This window comes from Agromyces sp. NPDC029043 (genome assembly GCF_055564615.1).
Genome location: NZ_JBVHVX010000005.1, coordinates 77614 through 94307, shown reverse-complemented (window position 1 = coordinate 94307; position 16694 = coordinate 77614). Strand labels below are relative to the sequence as shown.

General features: G+C 70.6%; 15 protein-coding genes. 6 read left to right on the top strand and 9 right to left on the bottom strand.

Annotation, left to right across the window (positions count from 1 at the left end; all coding sequences use genetic code 11):
• Positions 1-22: 22 nt before the first annotated feature.
• Both ACZ4TW_RS08585 and ACZ4TW_RS08580 read left to right on the top strand, forming a co-directional pair.
• The gene (locus ACZ4TW_RS08585) at positions 23-1465 is read left to right on the top strand and encodes an amidohydrolase family protein (protein ID WP_465542040.1); all 1443 of its coding nucleotides are present in this window, start codon (positions 23-25) and stop codon (positions 1463-1465) included.
• Between the two features lie 156 nt (positions 1466-1621).
• Positions 1622-2161: a flavodoxin domain-containing protein gene (locus ACZ4TW_RS08580; RefSeq protein WP_465542038.1), complete on the top strand. Its 540-nt coding sequence runs from the start codon at positions 1622-1624 to the stop codon at positions 2159-2161.
• Positions 2162-2256: 95 nt separating this feature from the next.
• Here ACZ4TW_RS08580 and ACZ4TW_RS08575 read toward each other — a convergent pair whose 3' ends face one another.
• A complete protein-coding gene (locus ACZ4TW_RS08575) occupies positions 2257-3156 on the bottom strand; it encodes an oxidoreductase (protein WP_465542036.1) in 900 nt (299 codons plus the stop codon).
• A 90-nt stretch (positions 3157-3246) separates the two neighbouring features.
• Here ACZ4TW_RS08575 and ACZ4TW_RS08570 point away from each other — a divergent pair, with 90 nt between their 5' ends.
• The gene (locus tag ACZ4TW_RS08570) at positions 3247-3789 is read left to right on the top strand and encodes a TetR/AcrR family transcriptional regulator (RefSeq protein WP_465542034.1); all 543 of its coding nucleotides are present in this window, start codon (positions 3247-3249) and stop codon (positions 3787-3789) included.
• A gap of 147 nt (positions 3790-3936) precedes the next feature.
• On the opposite strand, the gene ACZ4TW_RS08565 is transcribed toward ACZ4TW_RS08570, so the two are convergent.
• The 7 genes from ACZ4TW_RS08565 to ACZ4TW_RS08535 form a co-directional block, all read right to left on the bottom strand.
• Entirely contained in the window at positions 3937-4959 is a 1023-nt protein-coding gene (locus tag ACZ4TW_RS08565) for a VOC family protein (protein ID WP_465542032.1), read from the bottom strand.
• A gap of 34 nt (positions 4960-4993) precedes the next feature.
• Positions 4994-5866, bottom strand: a complete 873-nt coding sequence (locus ACZ4TW_RS08560) for an alpha/beta fold hydrolase (protein ID WP_465542030.1) — start codon at positions 5864-5866, stop codon at positions 4994-4996.
• Positions 5863-6894 (bottom strand): 4-hydroxy-2-oxovalerate aldolase, encoded by a 1032-nt coding sequence (dmpG, locus tag ACZ4TW_RS08555; RefSeq protein ID WP_465542028.1) that lies wholly within the window; start codon positions 6892-6894, stop codon positions 5863-5865. Before dmpG ends, ACZ4TW_RS08560 begins: the two co-directional genes overlap by 4 nt.
• A complete protein-coding gene (locus ACZ4TW_RS08550) occupies positions 6891-7844 on the bottom strand; it encodes an acetaldehyde dehydrogenase (acetylating) (RefSeq protein ID WP_465542026.1) in 954 nt (317 codons plus the stop codon). The genes dmpG and ACZ4TW_RS08550 overlap by 4 nt, the downstream gene beginning before the upstream one ends.
• Before the next feature lies 1 nt (position 7845).
• Complete coding sequence (locus tag ACZ4TW_RS08545; protein WP_465542024.1) at positions 7846-8697, bottom strand: 2-keto-4-pentenoate hydratase; 852 nt, start codon at positions 8695-8697, stop codon at positions 7846-7848.
• Positions 8697-10436, bottom strand: a complete 1740-nt coding sequence (locus ACZ4TW_RS08540) for a bifunctional 3-(3-hydroxy-phenyl)propionate/3-hydroxycinnamic acid hydroxylase (protein WP_465542023.1) — start codon at positions 10434-10436, stop codon at positions 8697-8699. The genes ACZ4TW_RS08545 and ACZ4TW_RS08540 overlap by 1 nt, the downstream gene beginning before the upstream one ends.
• A gap of 216 nt (positions 10437-10652) precedes the next feature.
• Entirely contained in the window at positions 10653-11351 is a 699-nt protein-coding gene (locus ACZ4TW_RS08535) for an IclR family transcriptional regulator (RefSeq protein ID WP_465542021.1), read from the bottom strand.
• Positions 11352-11512: 161 nt separating this feature from the next.
• On the opposite strand from ACZ4TW_RS08535, the gene ACZ4TW_RS08530 reads away from it, so the two are divergent.
• On the top strand, positions 11513-12910 hold the full coding sequence (locus ACZ4TW_RS08530) for an MFS transporter (RefSeq protein ID WP_465542020.1): 1398 nt from the start codon (positions 11513-11515) through the stop codon (positions 12908-12910).
• 159 nt (positions 12911-13069) lie between these two features.
• On the opposite strand, the gene ACZ4TW_RS08525 is transcribed toward ACZ4TW_RS08530, so the two are convergent.
• Positions 13070-13645, bottom strand: a complete 576-nt coding sequence (locus ACZ4TW_RS08525) for a TetR/AcrR family transcriptional regulator (protein WP_465542018.1) — start codon at positions 13643-13645, stop codon at positions 13070-13072.
• A 149-nt stretch (positions 13646-13794) separates the two neighbouring features.
• Here ACZ4TW_RS08525 and ACZ4TW_RS08520 point away from each other — a divergent pair, with 149 nt between their 5' ends.
• Both ACZ4TW_RS08520 and ACZ4TW_RS08515 read left to right on the top strand, forming a co-directional pair.
• Complete coding sequence (locus ACZ4TW_RS08520) at positions 13795-15156, top strand: flavin monoamine oxidase family protein (RefSeq protein ID WP_465542015.1); 1362 nt, start codon at positions 13795-13797, stop codon at positions 15154-15156.
• 62 nt (positions 15157-15218) lie between these two features.
• On the top strand, positions 15219-16670 hold the full coding sequence (locus ACZ4TW_RS08515) for an APC family permease (RefSeq protein ID WP_465542013.1): 1452 nt from the start codon (positions 15219-15221) through the stop codon (positions 16668-16670).
• The last annotated feature ends 24 nt before the right edge of the window (positions 16671-16694 follow it).

Here is a 16694-nt window from a genome sequence, read left to right as displayed (position 1 = left end):
GTCAAGGAGGATGAGCGTCAGAATGAGCGACACCCAGCGCCCGCGGTCCGGCCAACCCATCGTGTTCCGCAACGGGATCGTCCTGCAGATGGATGACGCCCACACCGTGCTGCCCGAGGGCGACGTACTCGTCGTCGACGGGAAGATCGCCGAGGTCGGCGTCGACCTCGCCGCGCCCGACGGCGCGTTCGAGATCGACGCCAAGGGCGGCATCCTGATGCCCGGCATGATCGACACCCATCGGCACATGTGGCAGTCGGCCATGCGCGCGTACGGCGCCGACTGGACCCTCACGCAGTACTTCGTCTGGTACTACCTCGAGCACGGCATGAAGTTCCGGCCCCAAGATGTGGAGGCGGGCAACCTGATCTCGGCGCTCGACGCCGTCGAGTCCGGCGTCACCACAGGGGTCGACTGGTCGCACGGGCTCCGCACGCCCGAGCACGGCGCGGCCGCTCTCGAGGCGCTCGCCACCTCGCCCGGGCGGTTCGTGCTCGCGTACGGCAACCTCGCGCAGGCGCCCTGGGAGTGGACGCAGGACCCCGAGGTGCGCCGCCTCGTCGAGAAGGCGCGCGACGACTCGCGCCTGTTCGGCACGTGGATCGCGTTCGACGTGCCCGGCGACGAGCACTTCCCCGAGAAGCCCGCGTTCGAGTTCGCGAAGGAGCTCGGCCTCAAGGTCACCACGCACGCCGGCGTCTGGGGTGCGACGAACGACAACGGCATCCGGCTCATGTACGAGAACGGGGTCATGGAACCCGGCAACATCTACGTGCACGCCGCGACCCTGAGCGACGAGTCGTACCAGATGATCGCCGCGACGGGCGGCACCGTGTCGCTGTCGACCGAGAGCGAGCAGACGTGCGGCCAGGGCTATCCGCCGGCGCACGCACTGCGCAAGCACGGCATCCCCACCTCGCTCTCGATCGACACGAGCGTGTGGTTCAGCGCCGACATGTTCTCCGCCATGCGCACGACGATCGGCGCCGACCGGTCGCTCGAGCACTACATCGCCCACCAGTCCGGCGAGACCGTGACGCACGCGACCATCCGCGTCGAGGAGGTCGTCGACTGGGCCACCCGCGGCGGCGCGAAGGCGCTCGGCAAGTACGATCAGGTCGGCAGCCTCGAGCCCGGCAAGCTCGCCGACGTCGTGCTCATCAAGAACGACGACTCCCCCACCATGACGCCGATCGTGAACCCGTACGGGCACGTCGTCTACCAGGCCGGGCGCGGTGACGTGCACACGGTTCTGGTGGGCGGCGAGCCGGTGAAGTGGCAGGGCAAGCTCGTGGCCGGCGACCTGCCATCGGTGCGGCGCAAGCTCGAGGACACCGTCGAGTACCTCCGCGGCGAGCTCGGCGACGAGACCTGGAAGGCGGGCATGAACCCCGAGATCCCCGAGAAGGAGATCCTCAGCAACCCCTATCAGTACCGGCGCAGCGACGCAGCGCAGACGAGCTGACGTCCCGCCGGCACGCGACGGCTCGGTCCCGGTCCCTCAGGGGGCCGGGCCGTCGTCGTCCGGACGCGGCCGAGTGACCTTGGTCACCGGTGCGCCGGCCGCATCGGCGTAGCGTGCGAGTTCCGGGAAGGATGCGGCGACGAAGGAGGAACGGCGATGAAGGTGCTGGTCGCCTACGCGAGCAAGTACGGCGCGACGGAGGGCATCGCGCGACGCATCGGCGAGACGCTGACGCTGCAGGGGCTCGAGGTGGTCGTCGCGAAATGCAAGACCGTGCACGATGCATCCGGCTACGACGCCTACGTGGTCGGCTCGGCCACCTACGAGTTCAACTGGCGCAAGGCCGCCAGGAAGTTCGTCGAGCGGAACGCCGAGCTGCTGGCCGCGCGGCCGACCTGGCTCTTCGCCAGCGGCCCGCTCGGCACCGACACGACCGACAAGGACGGCAACGACGTGCTGAAGGGCGCGGAGCCCAAGCAGTTCGCGAAGTACAGCGAGCTCGTGCACCCGCGCGGCATGCAGGTGTTCCGGGGCGCGTACGACCACGACAAGCTCCGCGGCGCCGACCGGATCGTCACGTGGCTGCCGGGGATCCGCGACCTCATGGTCGAGGGCGACTTCCGCGAGTGGGACGCCATCGAGGCGTGGGCCGGCACGATCGCGACGGAGCTGCAGGAGTCGGTCTCGCGGCCGTGACGCGCCGCTGAGGCGGCCGCCCGGTTCCCGCCTTCATCGTCGAGTCCCGGGTTTCTGCGGGTCGAGCCGCACCAACTCGGGATTCGAGATGCCGACTACGCCGCGAGGCGCTCGTCGTTCGCGGAGCGTCCTTCCGTGGGCTCCGTCTCGACGGCCGCCCAGTCGGCCTTCGTCGGGGCGAAGACCCTGCGGACGACGACGTCGAAGAGCCGGTCGGGCAGCACCCGGCGCAGGCCGACGATGAACTTGGCGCTGACCGGCGTCGCGTAGCGCGTGCGCGGCCGCCGCGCCGTCACGGCCTTGGCGATCGTGGCGGCGACCACCTGCGGATCGCTCGCTGCCGAGGTCTCGTCGGCCGCTTTGAGGGTGCGCACCAGCGCACGCGCCTGGGCCGCGTACGCCGTCGCGCCCGAGCGCTCGACGGCACTGCGCCGCGAGATGCCGTTCCACTCGGTGCGGATGGCACCGGGCTGGATGACCACGACGCGGATGCCGTGCGGCTCGAGCTCGACGCGCAGCGAGTCGCTCAGGCCCTCGACCGCGAACTTCGTGGCGTGGTACCAGCTGCCGAGCGGCTCGTAGATACGGCCGCCGATCGACGAGATGTTCACGATCGTGCCCGAGCGGCGTTCGCGCATGCCGGGCAGCACGAGCTGCGTGATGCGGGCGAGGCCGAACACGTTGACCTCGAACTGGCGGCGCGCCTCGGCGATCGGCACGTCCTCGAGCGCGCCGTACGACCCGTAGCCCGCGTTGTTGACGAGCACGTCGATGCGTCCCTGCCCGGTGATGATGCGGTCGACGCCGGCGCGGACCGACGCGTCATCCGTCACATCCATCGCGAGGGCGTGCCCGCCGGCTTCGGTGAGGGCCGACATCCGGTCGACGCGGCGGGCGGCGCCGTACACGACGAAGCCGCGACGCAGCAGTTCGAGGGCGGTCTGCTCACCGATGCCCGACGAGGCACCGGTCACCAGGGCGACGTGACGTTCCATCTCATTCTTCCTAACCGGTTGGTTACTTGACGCTCTCGAGTGAACCACGAATCATCCGCGTTTGCAACTAACCGGTTATATACTGGACGGATGGCACGCAATGCTGACCTCACTCGCGCCCGCATCCTCGAGGCCGCGACCGCCGAGTTCTCGGCGCGCGGCATCGCGGGGGCGCGCGTCGATCGCATCGCCGACAGTGCCGGGTGCAACAAGGCGCTGCTCTACTCGTACTTCGGCAACAAGGAGCAGCTGTTCGATGCGGTCTTCGCCGCGCTCATCGGAAGGCTGGTCGCCGAGAATCCCATCGACGCGAAGCACCTCGACCAGTACGCGGGCGAGCTCGTCGACTCGTCCCTCGAGCGCCCCGAACTCGTGCGCCTCGCGCTCTGGGATCGCCTCGAGCGCGGCGGCGCCGGCATGCGCTCGGCCGAGCTCCTCGCGACGGATGGCGCGAAGGTCTCGGCGATCGCCGACGCCCAGGCCGACGGCTCGGTGTCGACCCGGTTCTCCCCCAGTGAGGTCCTCGCCCTCGTCCAGGTGCTCTCGTCCGTCCTGCCGGTCCTGCTCGACGACGAGCCGGACGAGCGGGTCCGCGAGGTGGTGACGACCGCGGTCGCCCGCCTGCTGAGCTGACCGGGGCTCGCGCGTCGGGCCGCTTGAGCGCCACGCGCAGCCGTCGAGCACCCCACTACCCCATACGCGAATCCCGGGTTCCTGCGGGTGAGGTCGCAGGAACCCGGGATTCGCGAGGCGGCGCGGTCGCCCGTCCCGCGGACGGTGCTATGCGGCGACCGCCTGCGGCAGCCGCAGTCCGGCGGTGCCGGTGGTGTCACGGCCGCGGCTGCCCGGCGTGACGTCGATGGGGTCGCCGTACCACGTCATCCCCTCGGGGAAGTCGACGGGCTTCCACTCGATCGCCTCCCAGTCGGGGTCGAAGATGAGGTAGCCGCCCGCGTACAGCTCGACGCGGTGGTCCGAACCGGGGTCGTGCACGTAGAGGTACATGGCCTGCCCGATGCCGTGCTTGCCCGGTCCGACGCCGTAGGCGACGTCGAGGTCGCGCAGCACGTCGGCCGCGGTGAGCGCGTCGGACATGTTCTCGAGGTTGTAGGCGAGGTGGTGCAGTCGGCCGGTCATCTCGTCCTGGTTGGCGACGATCGCGAGGTCGTGCACCTGGGGCGTCACCGACATCCACGACGCCATGATCGTCGTCGGCGACTGCGGCAGGTAGGCGAACTCGCGGCGCTTGAAGCCGAGGTGGTCCTGCACCCAGCGCTCGGCCTGGTTGATCGAGCCCGGGGCGGTCTGCACGTTGAAGTGGTCGAGCCGGCGCACGCCGAGCCCGCGTCGGCGCGAGCTGTTGGATGGCAGGCGCGAGCGGAGGTGCTCGGGCGCCTGCGTCTTCTCCATGTCGTAGTACAGCTCGAAGGGGTGCTCGCCGCCGGGCAGCAGGAAGCGCACGGCGGTGCCACGTCCGCGCTCGGTGCCGGCGGGCACCTCGACGGCCTCGACCTCGTTCCGCTGGAGCTCCTCGTAGAAGAGCTCGACGTCCTCGGGGCGCTTGGTGCGGAAGCTGAACGAGTTCACGATCGCCTCGTCCTGCTGCGTGAGCACGAGCGAGTGGTGCCCGAGCTCCTGGTAGGCGCGGAGGTAAGCGGTGTCGCCGTCGCGTTCGACCTCCTCCATACCGAGGATGTCGCGGAAGAACCAGAGCGAGCTCTCGAGGTTCCTCGTGCCGAGGTTGATGGTGCCGGCGTGGGCGATCTCGGGCCCGGGGTCGTACCGGTCTGACAGCGTCGTCATGATGGTTGCTCCTTGATTGGTGGGGTGGTGGTGTTCAGTTGTCTGCGGTGCGGATGCCGCGGGCCGTGAGGTACTCTCCGACGATCTCGTTGAACTCCTCGGCGCGCTCCACCTGCGACCAGTGCCCGCATCGGCTGAAGATGTGGGCGTCGGCGTGCGGGATCGTGTTCAGCAGTTCCCACGTGCGCGACACGGGGATCACGACGTCCTGGACGCCGTGGATGAGCAGCACGGGGATCTCGAGCCGCGACAGTGCGTCGAAGTCGAGCGGGAACGCGTTCCGGTCGCGGTCGCGGGCGGCGACCACCTCGGCGAGGCGGTCGGAGGCGGTGTCGTTGAGGGCCGCCGCGAAGCGCACCGACACGAGCTCGTCGGTGATGAGGGACGTGTCGACGACGAACGTCTCGAGCGTGCGGCGCACTCCCTCCTCGGTGAGCACCGGGTTCGAGTGTCCCTGCAGCGCGGCGGTGAGCTTGGCGCCGCCCGTCCCCATCGACACGACGCCGAGCACCCGCTCGGGGTGGTCGATCGCGAACTGGAGGGCGAGCCATCCGCCGAGCGAGTTGCCGACGATCCAGGTCTTCTCGATGCCGAGGGCGTCGAGCACCCGCACCGCGTGGCGCGCCCATTCCCGGATGCCGTACTCCGTGCCCTCGGCGACGACGGTCTGGCCGTAGCCGATCGAGTCGATCGCGATGCAGCGGCCGAGCTCGGAGAGTTGCGGCAGGTTCAGCCACCAGTTGGCCGCGGCGGTGACGCCGGTCCCGGATCCGTGGAGGAAGAGGATCGGGGTGCCTTCGCCGAGCTCGTGGTAGTGCGTCAGCTCGCCCGGGGCCGTCTCGAGCCATCGGTCCTCGAGGCCGAAGAACGCGTCGGTGACGTACTCGGGGATGGTGAGCGTGGTCATGCGGGCACCTCCGTTCCGCGCTCCCCGACGAGGTCGAGGGCGACATCCGTGATCATGTCCTCCTGGCCGCCGATGAGGCGCCGCTCGCCGACGCGCACGAGGATGTCGCGGGCGTCGACGCCGTAGGTCGCCGAGGCGCGCTCGGCGTGGCGCAGGAAGCTGGAGTACACGCCGGCGTAGCCGAGCGTGAGGGTCTCGCGGTCGACCTGCACCGGGCGGTCCTGCAGCGGGCGCACGAGATCGTCTGCGGCGTCCTGCAGCGCGAAAAGGTCGGCGGCGACGTCCCAGCCCTGCAGCCGGGCCACCGCGACGAACGGCTCGATCGGCGTGTTGCCCGCGCCGGCGCCGTGGCCCGCGAGCGAGGCGTCGACGCGGTTCGCGCCCTCCTCGACGGCGACGACCGAGTTGGCGACCGCGAGCGAGAGGTTCTGGTGGGCGTGGATGCCGACCTGGGTGTCCTCGTCGAGGACGTCGCGGTAGGCGCGCACGCGTTCGCGTACGCCGTCCATGGTGAGCCGGCCGCCCGAGTCGGTCACGTAGACGCAGTTCGCGCCGTACGACTCCATGAGCTTGGCCTGCGTCGCGAGGGATGCGGCATCCGACAGGTGCGACATCATGAGGAACCCCGAGACATCCATGCCCCATTCGCGTGCCGCGGTGATGTGCTGTGCCGAGACATCGGCCTCGGTGCAGTGCGTGGCGACGCGCACCGACCGCACGCCGAGCTCGAAGGCCCGCCGCAGGTCGTGCAGGGTGCCGATGCCCGGGAGGATGAGCGTCGTCAGCCGGGCGTTCGTGACGGCGGACGCCGCGGCCTCGATCCACTCCCAGTCGGTGTTGCTGCCCGGGCCGTACGTGAGGCTCGACCCGGCGAGCCCGTCGCCGTGCGAGACCTCGATGGCGTCGACCCCTGCTGCGTCGAGGGCGCCGGCGATCGCGGCGACGTTCGCCGGGGTGATCCGGTGCCGGATGGCGTGCATGCCGTCGCGCAGGGTGACGTCCTGCAGGTAGACACGGGTGGCGGTCATGCCGCGACCTCCTTCGTGTTCGCGCGCGCGAGCGCCAGGGACTCCGCTGCGCGCATCGCCGCGGAGGTCATGATGTCGAGGTTCCCCGCGTACGCGGGCAGGTACATCGCGGCGCCCTCGACCTCGAGGAAGACGCTGACCCGCGTGTACGCGTCGCGGCGGCGCTCCTCGGGCACGAGACCGTCGAGCTCCGCGCCCTCGTCGGCGAACTGCACGCGCTGCTTGAGCCGGTAGCCGGGCACGTACTCGGCGACCCGGGCGACCTGGTCGGCGACGGATGCCTCGACCGCGGCGCGCTGGGACTCGTCGAGCCGGTCGACGATCGCCTGCACCGTGTCGCGCATGATCATGGGCGGGTCGGCCGGATTGAGCACGATGATCGCCTTGCCGCGGGCGGCGCCGCCGACCTGCTCGATGCCGGCGGCGGTCGTCTCGGTGAACTCGTCGATGTTCGCCCGGGTGCCCGGCCCCGCCGACTTCGAGGCGATGGAGGCCACGATCTCGGCGTAGTGGACGGGCGTGACCGCGCCGATGGCGGCGACCACGGGGATGGTGGCCTGGCCGCCGCACGTGACCATGTTCACGTTCGTCGCGTCGAGGTTGGCGTCGAGGTTCACGGCCGGCACCACGAATGGGCCGATCGCGGCGGGCGTGAGGTCGATGAGCAGCGTGCCGTGCGGGGCGAGCGCCTCGGCGTTGTGCCGGTGGGCGCCGGCCGACGTCGCGTCGAAGACGACCTCGACGTCGGCGAACTCGGGCATCGCGATGAGGCCCTCGACGCCCTCGTGGGTGGTCGCGACGCCGATGCGGCGCGCCCGGGCGAGTCCATCGGACTCGGGGTCGATGCCGACCATCACCGACATGTCGAGCACGTCGCTGAGGCGGATGATCTTGAACATCAGGTCGGTGCCGATATTGCCCGAGCCGATGATCGCTGCCTTGATTCCCATGTCACTCCTTCGTGGCGGTCGCGGAGACGGTTCCGAGACCGGTGATGTGTGCCGTGACGCTCGTTCCCGGCCCGAACGGGACCATCGGGCCGAGCGCACCGGAGAGCACGATCTCCCCCGCGCGGAGCGGACGACCGAGCCGGAGCGCCGTCTCGGCGACCCAGGCGAGCGCGTTGAGCGGGTCGCCCATGCAGGCCGCGCCGGACCCCTCCGACGCGAGCTCGCCGTCGCGCTCCAGGCGCATGCCGACGGCGGCCGCGTCGACCTCGTCGAGCCGGCGGCGCTCGGCACCGAGCACGAAGAGCCCGCTCGAGGCGTTGTCGGCGACAGTGTCGACGATCGAGATGTCCCAGTCGCGGATGCGGCTGTCGACGATCTCGAGCGCCGGGGTCACCCAGGCGACGACGGCGCGGACGGCTTCGGGAGCCGGATCGGTGACGTCGGCACCCAGGATGTAGGCGACCTCGGCCTCGACCTTCGGCTGGAGCAGGCGGCTCGACGGGATGGCCGCGGCGATGCCGCTGACGTCCATGCCGGCCGTCAGCACGCCGAAGTCGGGCTGGTCGACCCCGAGCTGGCGCTGCACCGCGGGCGAGGTGAGCCCGACCTTGCGGCCGACCCTGCCGTTGCCCGGACCGGCGACGGCCGAGATCACGCGCTCCTGCACCTCGTATGCGGCGTCGAGGTCGTCGCCGAGCAGGACCCGGACGGGAGCGACGGGGTTGCCCGTGCGCGAGGCGCGGAGGAGTCGACGGGCCGCCTCGGCGATGGCGGCCGGGTTCGCCCGGCCGGCCGCGGGGCGCAGCGGTGCGGCGTCGTACTCGACGATCGCGTTGGAGTCCACGTGAGGCATCAGGCGGCGCTCCTCGTCGCGATCTCCGCATGCGCGGGGATCGAGGCCTCACGCTCGACGGCCGGCGCGTCGGCGCGGAGCCGCACCGCGTCGGCGACCGACTCGACGGCCCGCCCGGCGAGCTGCGCGACCGTCGCCGCGGCGATGAACCGGTCGGGCCGCAGCACGAGCACGGGCGTCGGGCGGTCGTCGAACCATGCCTTCAGCCGGCCGGTCGCGTCGCCCACGACGATCGCGTCGGGGTCGGCCGGCAGGTCGATGCCGCATTGCACGGTGGGCCGCACCGAGACGAGCACTGCGCCGAGGCGGCGCAGCGTCTCGCGCTGCTCGGGGGTGAAGAGTCGCTCGGGGTTGCCGCCCCACTGCAGCACCGCCCATCGGTAGCCGATGACGTCGTCGAGCAGGGCGTGCTCGCCGAGCTCGGTCGTGACGCGCGGCTGGATGAACTGGGTGCCGACCGGCGACACGCGAGACGCGGTGCGGCGTGCGTGCAGGTCGGCCGTGATCTCGGGGTTGGACGAACCCGGCCGCAACGTCGAGGCGTCGACCACGACGCCGCTCGTGTACCGGGGCATCGGCTTGTAGCGCATCTGCGCGAAGTGGTCGCGAACCCGCGGCAGGACGTTGAGCGCCCGGGCCGCGGCATCCCTCGCCCCGGCGACGACGCGGTTCGTGGGCTTCACCACACGGCCGAACGCCGTGGACAGGTCGATCATCGCCTTGGCGTGGTCGTAGCGCTCGTCGCGGTAGGTGTCGAGCAGGGCCTCGTCGCTCGTGCCGGCGACGACCGCCGCGAGCTTCCAGGCGAGGTTCGTGGCGTCGCGTTCGCCGCTGTTCCAGCCCTGGCCCTGCCACACCGGCATGAGGTGCGCGGCGTCGCCGGCGAGGAGCACGCGGCCCTTCCGGAAGTCGCCCGCGATGCGGGAGTGATGCGTGTAGACGCGCACCCGGATGAGGTCGATCGACGCCGGGTCGGGCACGTGCGGAGCGAGCAGGCGGAGCACGAACGCGGGATCCTCGACCAGCTCGTCGGGCTCGTCGTCGAACACCATGAACTCGAAGCGGCGGATGGCGCGCGGCAGCCCGAGCGACACGTACGGGCGCTTCGGGTCGCCGCCGAGGTAGATGTTCGGCGTGCCGATGGGATCGTCGCGGACGTCGATGACGAGCCAGCGCGTCGAGGGCGACTGCCCCTCGAAGCTGACGCCGAGGTGCTTGCGGGTGCGGCTGCGACCGCCGTCGGCGCCGACCATGTAGCGGCCGCGCACCGTGAACTCCTCGCCGTGGCCGGTCGTGCCGGTGACCGTGACCCCCGCCTCGTCGTCCTGGATTCGAGTGACCTCGTGATCGAACCGCACGTCGACGTGCGCGAACCGGTCGAGCCCGTCGAAGAGCACTCGGTCGACGTCGGGCTGGATGAAGGCGTTGCGTCGCGGCCAGCCGAACTCGTCGGTCGTCGGCCGGATCTCGGTGATGAGGCGCCCACGTCCGTTGACGAGCCGCATGATGTGCATCGGCGTCGTGTACGGCAGGGCGAGCTCGGCGAGGCCCATGGTCTGCAGCGAGCGCAGCGACTCGTCGTCGATGCCGACGCCGCGCGGGTAGTCGATCAGGCTCGGCAGCGCCTCGAGCACCACGACGGAGACCCCTTGCAGCCCGAGGAGGTTCGCGAGGCTGAGGCCCGCCGGCCCCGCCCCGATGATCAGGACGTCGGCGTCCACCGACTGCGTCTGCGTCATCATCGACCCTTCGTTTCATCTATCGCACGTCCGTGTGCGTTAAATGAGAATACGACAGAGATTCACAGATCGCAACATCGCGGTTTGAGGTCGACCGGGCGCAGTCCAACCAGCACGCTTGGCCGCAGGGCCGAGCGTCAGGCGCAGTGAGCGGATGGTCCGGCCGGACGGGACGGCCGGACGGCACGCACGTTCAGCCGCCTCTGCGGCGGCGCACTACTCCGCTGCGGCGAGCCGCCGCTCGATCCGTCGAGCGCACTCGAGCGCCTCGGCGATCGACGCGCGGACCAGGTCCTCGCGGTGGCTGATGACGTTCACGCAGGCGACGAGCCCACCCGACGGCACCTGGAGCGGCACCGCGAGGCCCCACGCACCGGGCTCGACCTCGCCGTGGGTGATCGCATATCCAGCGGTACGCACTTCGGACACGCGCTCGGGCTCGTCGGCCCGCGCCGGCATCGCCGCCGAGAGCGCGAGACCCGCGGCGCCTCGGTCGAGCGGGTGCCGGCTGCCCTGATGGAACGCGATGTGGTAGCGCGTGCCTCGCGGTTCGACGACCGAGATCGCGACCGCCTCGTCCTGCTCGGGCACGAGCAGCGAGACGGTGGCGCCGAGACTGTCGGCCAGTTCGACGAGGGACGGCTGCGCGACGTGCTTGAGCGACTCGTACGCGGCCGCGCGCAGGCCGAGCAACCCGGCGGCGCCTCGGTACCGCCCATCGGACCCGCGGGCGATGAACCCCGCGTCGACGAGCGTGGCCAGCATACGGTAGGCGATCGTGCGGTGGACGCCGAGCTCGTCGGCCACCTCCTGCACGCCGAGCCCGTCGGGCGAGGACGCCACCGCACGCAGTGCCGCGATGCCGCGCGCGAGCGTCTGTGCTCCCGCAGTCGGACGCGTTCCGGTCTCGGCCATGCGCACCACCATACTCATCGTCGCCGACCGGGGTCGGCAGGACGAGCGTCACATCCGCACTTGACAAACGCCGCGACATCCTTCACCGTAAGTCACACCTAACGCACGGATCGGTGCGTTATTTGCACAGGCTTCGGCCCCACAGAACGATGGAGTTCCCCGTGAGCGAACTGACTGCACCCTCGGCGGCACCCCGTGCCCGCCGACGCGCCATGGTCTCGAGCTATCTCGGCACCACGGTCGAGTTCTACGACTTCCTGCTCTACGGCACCGCCGCGGCGCTGGTCTTCCCGGCTCTGTTCTTCCCCGGAGCCGACCCGCTCGTCGGCACGCTCGCCTCGTTCGGCACGCTCGCGGTCGGCTACCTCGCGCGCCCGATCGGCGGCATCGTGTTCGGGCACTTCGGCGACCGCCTCGGCCGCAAGAACATGCTCGTGATCACGCTGCTGATCATGGGCGCCGTGAGCTTCCTCATCGGCCTCCTGCCGACCTACCAGCAGATCGGCGTCCTCGCCCCGATCCTGCTCGTGACGCTCCGCCTCATCCAGGGCATCGCGGTCGGCGGCGAGTGGGCCGGCGCGGCGCTCATGTCGATGGAGCATGCGAAGCCGACCAGCCGTGGGTTCGCGGCGAGCATCGTGGCATCCGGTGGCCCGTCCGGCGCCGTGCTCGCCACGCTCGTGCTCGTGCCGTTCTCGATGCTGCCCGAGGAGCAGTTCCTCACCTGGGGATGGCGCGTGCCGTTCATGCTGAGCGCGGTGCTCGTGGTGATCGGCCTGGTGATGCGCCTGCGGGTCACCGAGACGCCCGAGTTCGCCGCTGCGCTGGAGGAGCGGAAGGCATCGACGACGAAGCAGCGTGCGCCGCTGTTCACCGTGTTCCGCCACAACCCGCTCGCGGTGCTCTCGGGCGCGATCGGGGGGCTCGCACCCCTGTTCATGCAGTCGATCCTCGCGACCTTCGTGCTCACCTACGCCGTCACCGTCGCCGGGTATCCGCGCGCCGAGGCGCTGTGGCTCGTGACGATCGCGAACGCCGTGCACATCTTCACCATCCCGCTGTTCGCGGTGCTCTCCGACCGCGTCGGCCGCAAGCCCGTTATGATCACGGGCGCCGTCGTCGGAATCGTGCTGATCTGGCCGCTCTTCCTCCTCATCGGCGTGGGCACCTGGTGGTCGCTGCTGCTCGCGTTCGTGATCGGCAACCCGATCATCCAGGCGGTCATGTACGGCCCCCTCGGCGCCTGGATCGGCGAGAAGTTCGCCGCCGACGTGCGCTACACCGGTGTCGCGGTCACGTACCAGCTGGCGACTACGTTCGGCGCCGGCCTCGCCCCGCTCATCGCGACGAGCCTTCTGGCGGCCGGCGGCGGCACGGATCCCACCCTCGTGGCCGTCTTCTTCGTCGGGCTGTGCGTCGTCAGCGGGATCGCCTACCTGGTCTCGAAGGAGACCCACCGCAGCGAGCTTCCGCTCACCACGGGTTCGGTGCCGGTCGACCCGGAAGCCGAGGCGCTGTCGACGCAGGATGCCGGCCTGACGCGCGCCGAGCGCGTCTGACGCGGCGACGCGGAGATTGCGAACGCCCGGCCTCCCTATGGGGGCCGGGCGTTCGGTCGTGAGCTCAGCCCGGTCGGGTCAACCGCTGCGATTCGTGCAGTAACGGTGCCTTTCATCTGAGGCGAAGGCACCGTTACTGCACGGATAGCCGCGGGTGGGTCAGCCGCGCGGTCCGGCGGCGAGGACCGCGCCGAGGGCCTCGACGGACTCGGAGAGCTGCTCGGCCGTGATTGCGTGGCCGAGGTACTGCAGCACCAGCCCGTCCAGCGCCGCGAACATCGCGCGGTCGAAGCCCGCGCTGCTCGCCAGTCCGAGGTCGGACCGGCCGTGTGCGAGCTCCTGGACGTAGCGCTCGTAGAGCGTGCGCACGGCCGGCTGGAGGTCGGGCCGCCGGCTCGACTCGAGGACCATCTCGAACTGGAACACCTGCAGGGCGGGCTCGGAGAGCACGTTCTCGACCAGGGCGGACCGGAACGACTCGGGGTCGCCGGCATAGTCGCCGAGGTTCGCCAAGCCGATCGAGCGCTCCATCGACCATTCGAGGGCGGCGGCGAGGAGCTTGTCGCGCGTGCCGAAGTGGTGCGCGATCAGGGTGTTGTTGACGCCGGCCTCGTCGGCGACCGCCCGGAACGTCATGCCCCGCAGCCCCTTCGCCGCGACCACCCGGACCGTCGCCGCGAGCAGCGCCTCCTTGCCGTCACCGTGGTTCAGAGGCCGCCGCCGGGGGTCCGTCATGGGCTCCAGTGTAGGCAGCGGCCCACCGGACGTCCGTGAAGCAGTTGACGCAGAACTGAGCATGTGCTTAGCTTACCGCCATCCATACTCAGCAGTTGCTTAGTCAGAACCAATCGCTCGAGCAGCTGTGCCACGTGAAGGAAACGACGATGTCTCTGAACACGCATGGACGCTCGACCACCCGCCCGACGGAGGTCGACGTCCTCATCCTCGGCGCCGGCTTCGCCGGCCTCACCGCCGCCCGCGAGCTCACGCAGCGCGGTCTCACGGTGCGGATTCTCGAAGCTCGCGACCGCATCGGCGGGCGCACCTGGTACACCGACGGACTCGGCCGCGGGTTGGAACTCGGCGGCACCTGGGTGCACTGGACGCAGCCGTACGTCTGGGCCGAACTCGCGCGCTACGGCATCGGCACGGTCCCGAGCCCCGCACCCGTGGTCGCGCACTGGTGGGAGGACGGCGGGCCGAGGTCGGGCGACCCGCTCGAGCTGCTCGCGCGCCTGGACGAGCCGAACCGGCGCCTGACCGCCGAGGCCAGGCTCGTCTTCCCCGAGCCCTTCGATCCGCTGAAGCAGGCGGCGCTCGTCGAGGCGGTCGACCAGGAGACGGTCGCCGATCGCATCGCCGCCCTCGACCTGCCGACCGGGGACCGGGCGCTGCTCGAGACGTTCTGGACGCTCAACGTCAACGGGTCCATCGACGCGGTCGCATACACGCAGGCGCTGCGCTGGGTCGCGCTGACCAACGGCGACTGGGCCGTGAACTTCGAGGCGTGCGCTTCGTACAAGGTCGACGGCGGTACCGGACGACTGGCGCAGGCGATCGCGGATGACACGGGCGCCGAGCTGTGGTTCGGCACCGTCGTCGAGTCGGTCGAGCACGACGACGACGCGGTGCGGGTGACGACCGCGGACGGCGCGACCCACGTCGCGCGGCACGCGATCTCGACGCTCCCCCTCGCGGCGCTCTCGGGCGTCCGGATGACACCCGAACTCCCCCAGCCGATGCGCGATGCAACGCACGAGGGGCAGGCGGGGCTCGGCACCAAGGTCTGGTTCCGGCTCGAAGGAGTCACCGAGCCGTTCGTCGCGTTCGGCGAGAAGGACTGGCCGCTGAACTTCTTCCAGGGCGAGTACCCCGACGACGACGGGATCATCGTGATCGGGTTCGGCCCCGATGCCTCGGCGATCGACCCGACCGACGTCGCAGCGATCGAGCGCGTCATCGGCCGGCTGATCCCGGGCGCACGCGTGACCGCGGTGCGCGCGCACGACTGGGTGGCCGACCCGTTCGCCGGGGAGACCTGGCCGATGCACCGACCTGGGTACCTCACCCGCGCCCTGCCGGGCTTCCACGCCGGATCCGGCCGCTTGCGCTTCGCCGGCTCCGACTACGCGCACGGGTGGGGCGGCTTCATCGACGGCGCCATCGAGAGCGGCCTCGTCGAGGCACGTCGCATCCTCACCGAGCACGCCCAGGCCGGCGTGCACCTGCTGGCCGTCAGCGCCTGACGCGCCGGACCCCTCCACCCCTCGTTTCCCGGAGCACCGCTCGAAGTCCAAAGGAGGACCTCATGAGCACCACCACCACCCGGCCCGAGCCCGTGACGAGCGATGCCTCGCACGGCACGAGCCTGAAGCCGAACAGCCTCGGCTTCGTCGGTATCGCCTTCTTCGTCATCGCCGCCGCGGCTCCCATGGCCGCCTTCGTCGGCGCCGGCCCCGTGCTGTTCTCGATCATGGGTCCGGGCGTGCCGCTCGTCTACATCCTGGTCGCGTTCGTCATCGCGCTCTTCGCCGTCGGCTACCTGAAGATGAGCCGGCACATCGTGCACGCGGGCGGCTTCGTCGCCTACATCGCACGCGGACTCGGACGGCACGCGGCCACGGGCGCCGCCGGCATCGTCATCGTCACGTACATCGCGCTGCAGGTGGGCTTCTGGGCGCAGTTCGGCGTGTTCGCGCAGCAGTTGGCGGCCGGATGGCTCGGCATCGACCTTCCTGTCTGGGTCTGGGCCCTGGCCTTCATCGTGCTGACCACGGCGCTCGCGATGCGAGGCGTCGACCTCAACCTCAGGGTCCTCGGGCTCCTGCTCGTGGCCGAGATCGCGGTGGTCGCGATCCTCGTGGTCGGCATCCTCATCGGCGCCGCCGGCAACCCGCCGTCGCTCGAGAGCTTCAGCCCGTCGGCGCTGGCGAACCCCGGCTTCGGCGTCGCGGTCCTCTTCGTCTTCGCCTGCTTCACCACGTTCGAGGCCACCACCGTCTTCAGCGAGGAGGCGCGCAATCCCCGCCGCACCATCCCGCTGGCGCTCTACGCGGTGGTGCTCTTCGTCGCCGTCTTCTACACCGTCGCCACGTGGGCGGTCAGCTACGCGGTCGGTCCCGACCAGGTGCAGCAGGCCGCGACCGACGACCTGGCCGGCATCATCTTCGGCCTCGCGGCGACGTACGTCGGCCCCTGGCTCGACGTCACCATGCAGGTGCTCGTCGTGTCGAGCTTCATCGCGATGCTCATCGGCATGCAGAACATGTTCGCGCGGTACGGGTTCGCCCTCGCCCGGGCGGGCGTGCTGCCGAAGCCGCTCGCGCGCGTCGGCCGACGCTCGCACGCTCCGGCCGCCGCCGCCGTTGCGAACGGCATCATCGTCGCGGTGATCGTGACCGGCTTCCTGCTCGCCGGGGCCGACGCCATCGAGGTCGTCTACGCGTGGTTCGTCGCACTCGGCACGGTCGGCTTCATCGTCATGATGGCCCTCGCCTCGCTCGCGATCGTCGTGTTCTTCCTGCGCGAGAAGGTCGAGCGGGGCTTCTGGACGACGAAGGTGGCCCCCGCGGCATCCCTCGTGCTCGTCACCGCGGTGCTGGTCATCGCGCTGCAGAACTACGACGCGATGCTCTTCAGCGAAGGCGCCACCGCGAAGCTCCTGCTCTGGCTCATCCCGATCGGGTTCGCCCTCGGCGCGCTCCTCCCCACCGTCAAGAGGGACATCGACTACGCGACGGTCACGTCGGCCGTCGCCTAACCACCCCACGCCCCGTGTCATCCG

What these genes read in the sequence shown, in the direction of transcription:
- ACZ4TW_RS08575 (WP_465542036.1), bottom strand. Translation starts at nt 3,156, where the DNA reads ATGGAACGTCACGTCGCCCTGGTGACCGGTGCCTCGTCGGGCATCGGT.
- ACZ4TW_RS08535 (WP_465542021.1), bottom strand. Translation starts at nt 11,351, where the DNA reads ATGGCCGAGACCGGAACGCGTCCGACTGCGGGAGCACAGACGCTCGCG.
- ACZ4TW_RS08565 (WP_465542032.1), bottom strand. Translation starts at nt 4,959, where the DNA reads ATGACGACGCTGTCAGACCGGTACGACCCCGGGCCCGAGATCGCCCAC.
- ACZ4TW_RS08560 (WP_465542030.1), bottom strand. Translation starts at nt 5,866, where the DNA reads ATGACCACGCTCACCATCCCCGAGTACGTCACCGACGCGTTCTTCGGC.
- ACZ4TW_RS08570 (WP_465542034.1), top strand. Translation starts at nt 3,247, where the DNA reads ATGGCACGCAATGCTGACCTCACTCGCGCCCGCATCCTCGAGGCCGCG.
- ACZ4TW_RS08540 (WP_465542023.1), bottom strand. Translation starts at nt 10,436, where the DNA reads ATGACGCAGACGCAGTCGGTGGACGCCGACGTCCTGATCATCGGGGCG.
- ACZ4TW_RS08520 (WP_465542015.1), top strand. Translation starts at nt 13,795, where the DNA reads ATGTCTCTGAACACGCATGGACGCTCGACCACCCGCCCGACGGAGGTC.
- ACZ4TW_RS08585 (WP_465542040.1), top strand. Translation starts at nt 23, where the DNA reads ATGAGCGACACCCAGCGCCCGCGGTCCGGCCAACCCATCGTGTTCCGC.
- ACZ4TW_RS08515 (WP_465542013.1), top strand. Translation starts at nt 15,219, where the DNA reads ATGAGCACCACCACCACCCGGCCCGAGCCCGTGACGAGCGATGCCTCG.
- ACZ4TW_RS08545 (WP_465542024.1), bottom strand. Translation starts at nt 8,697, where the DNA reads ATGCCTCACGTGGACTCCAACGCGATCGTCGAGTACGACGCCGCACCG.
- dmpG (WP_465542028.1), bottom strand. Translation starts at nt 6,894, where the DNA reads ATGACCGCCACCCGTGTCTACCTGCAGGACGTCACCCTGCGCGACGGC.
- ACZ4TW_RS08580 (WP_465542038.1), top strand. Translation starts at nt 1,622, where the DNA reads ATGAAGGTGCTGGTCGCCTACGCGAGCAAGTACGGCGCGACGGAGGGC.
- ACZ4TW_RS08525 (WP_465542018.1), bottom strand. Translation starts at nt 13,645, where the DNA reads ATGACGGACCCCCGGCGGCGGCCTCTGAACCACGGTGACGGCAAGGAG.
- ACZ4TW_RS08550 (WP_465542026.1), bottom strand. Translation starts at nt 7,844, where the DNA reads ATGGGAATCAAGGCAGCGATCATCGGCTCGGGCAATATCGGCACCGAC.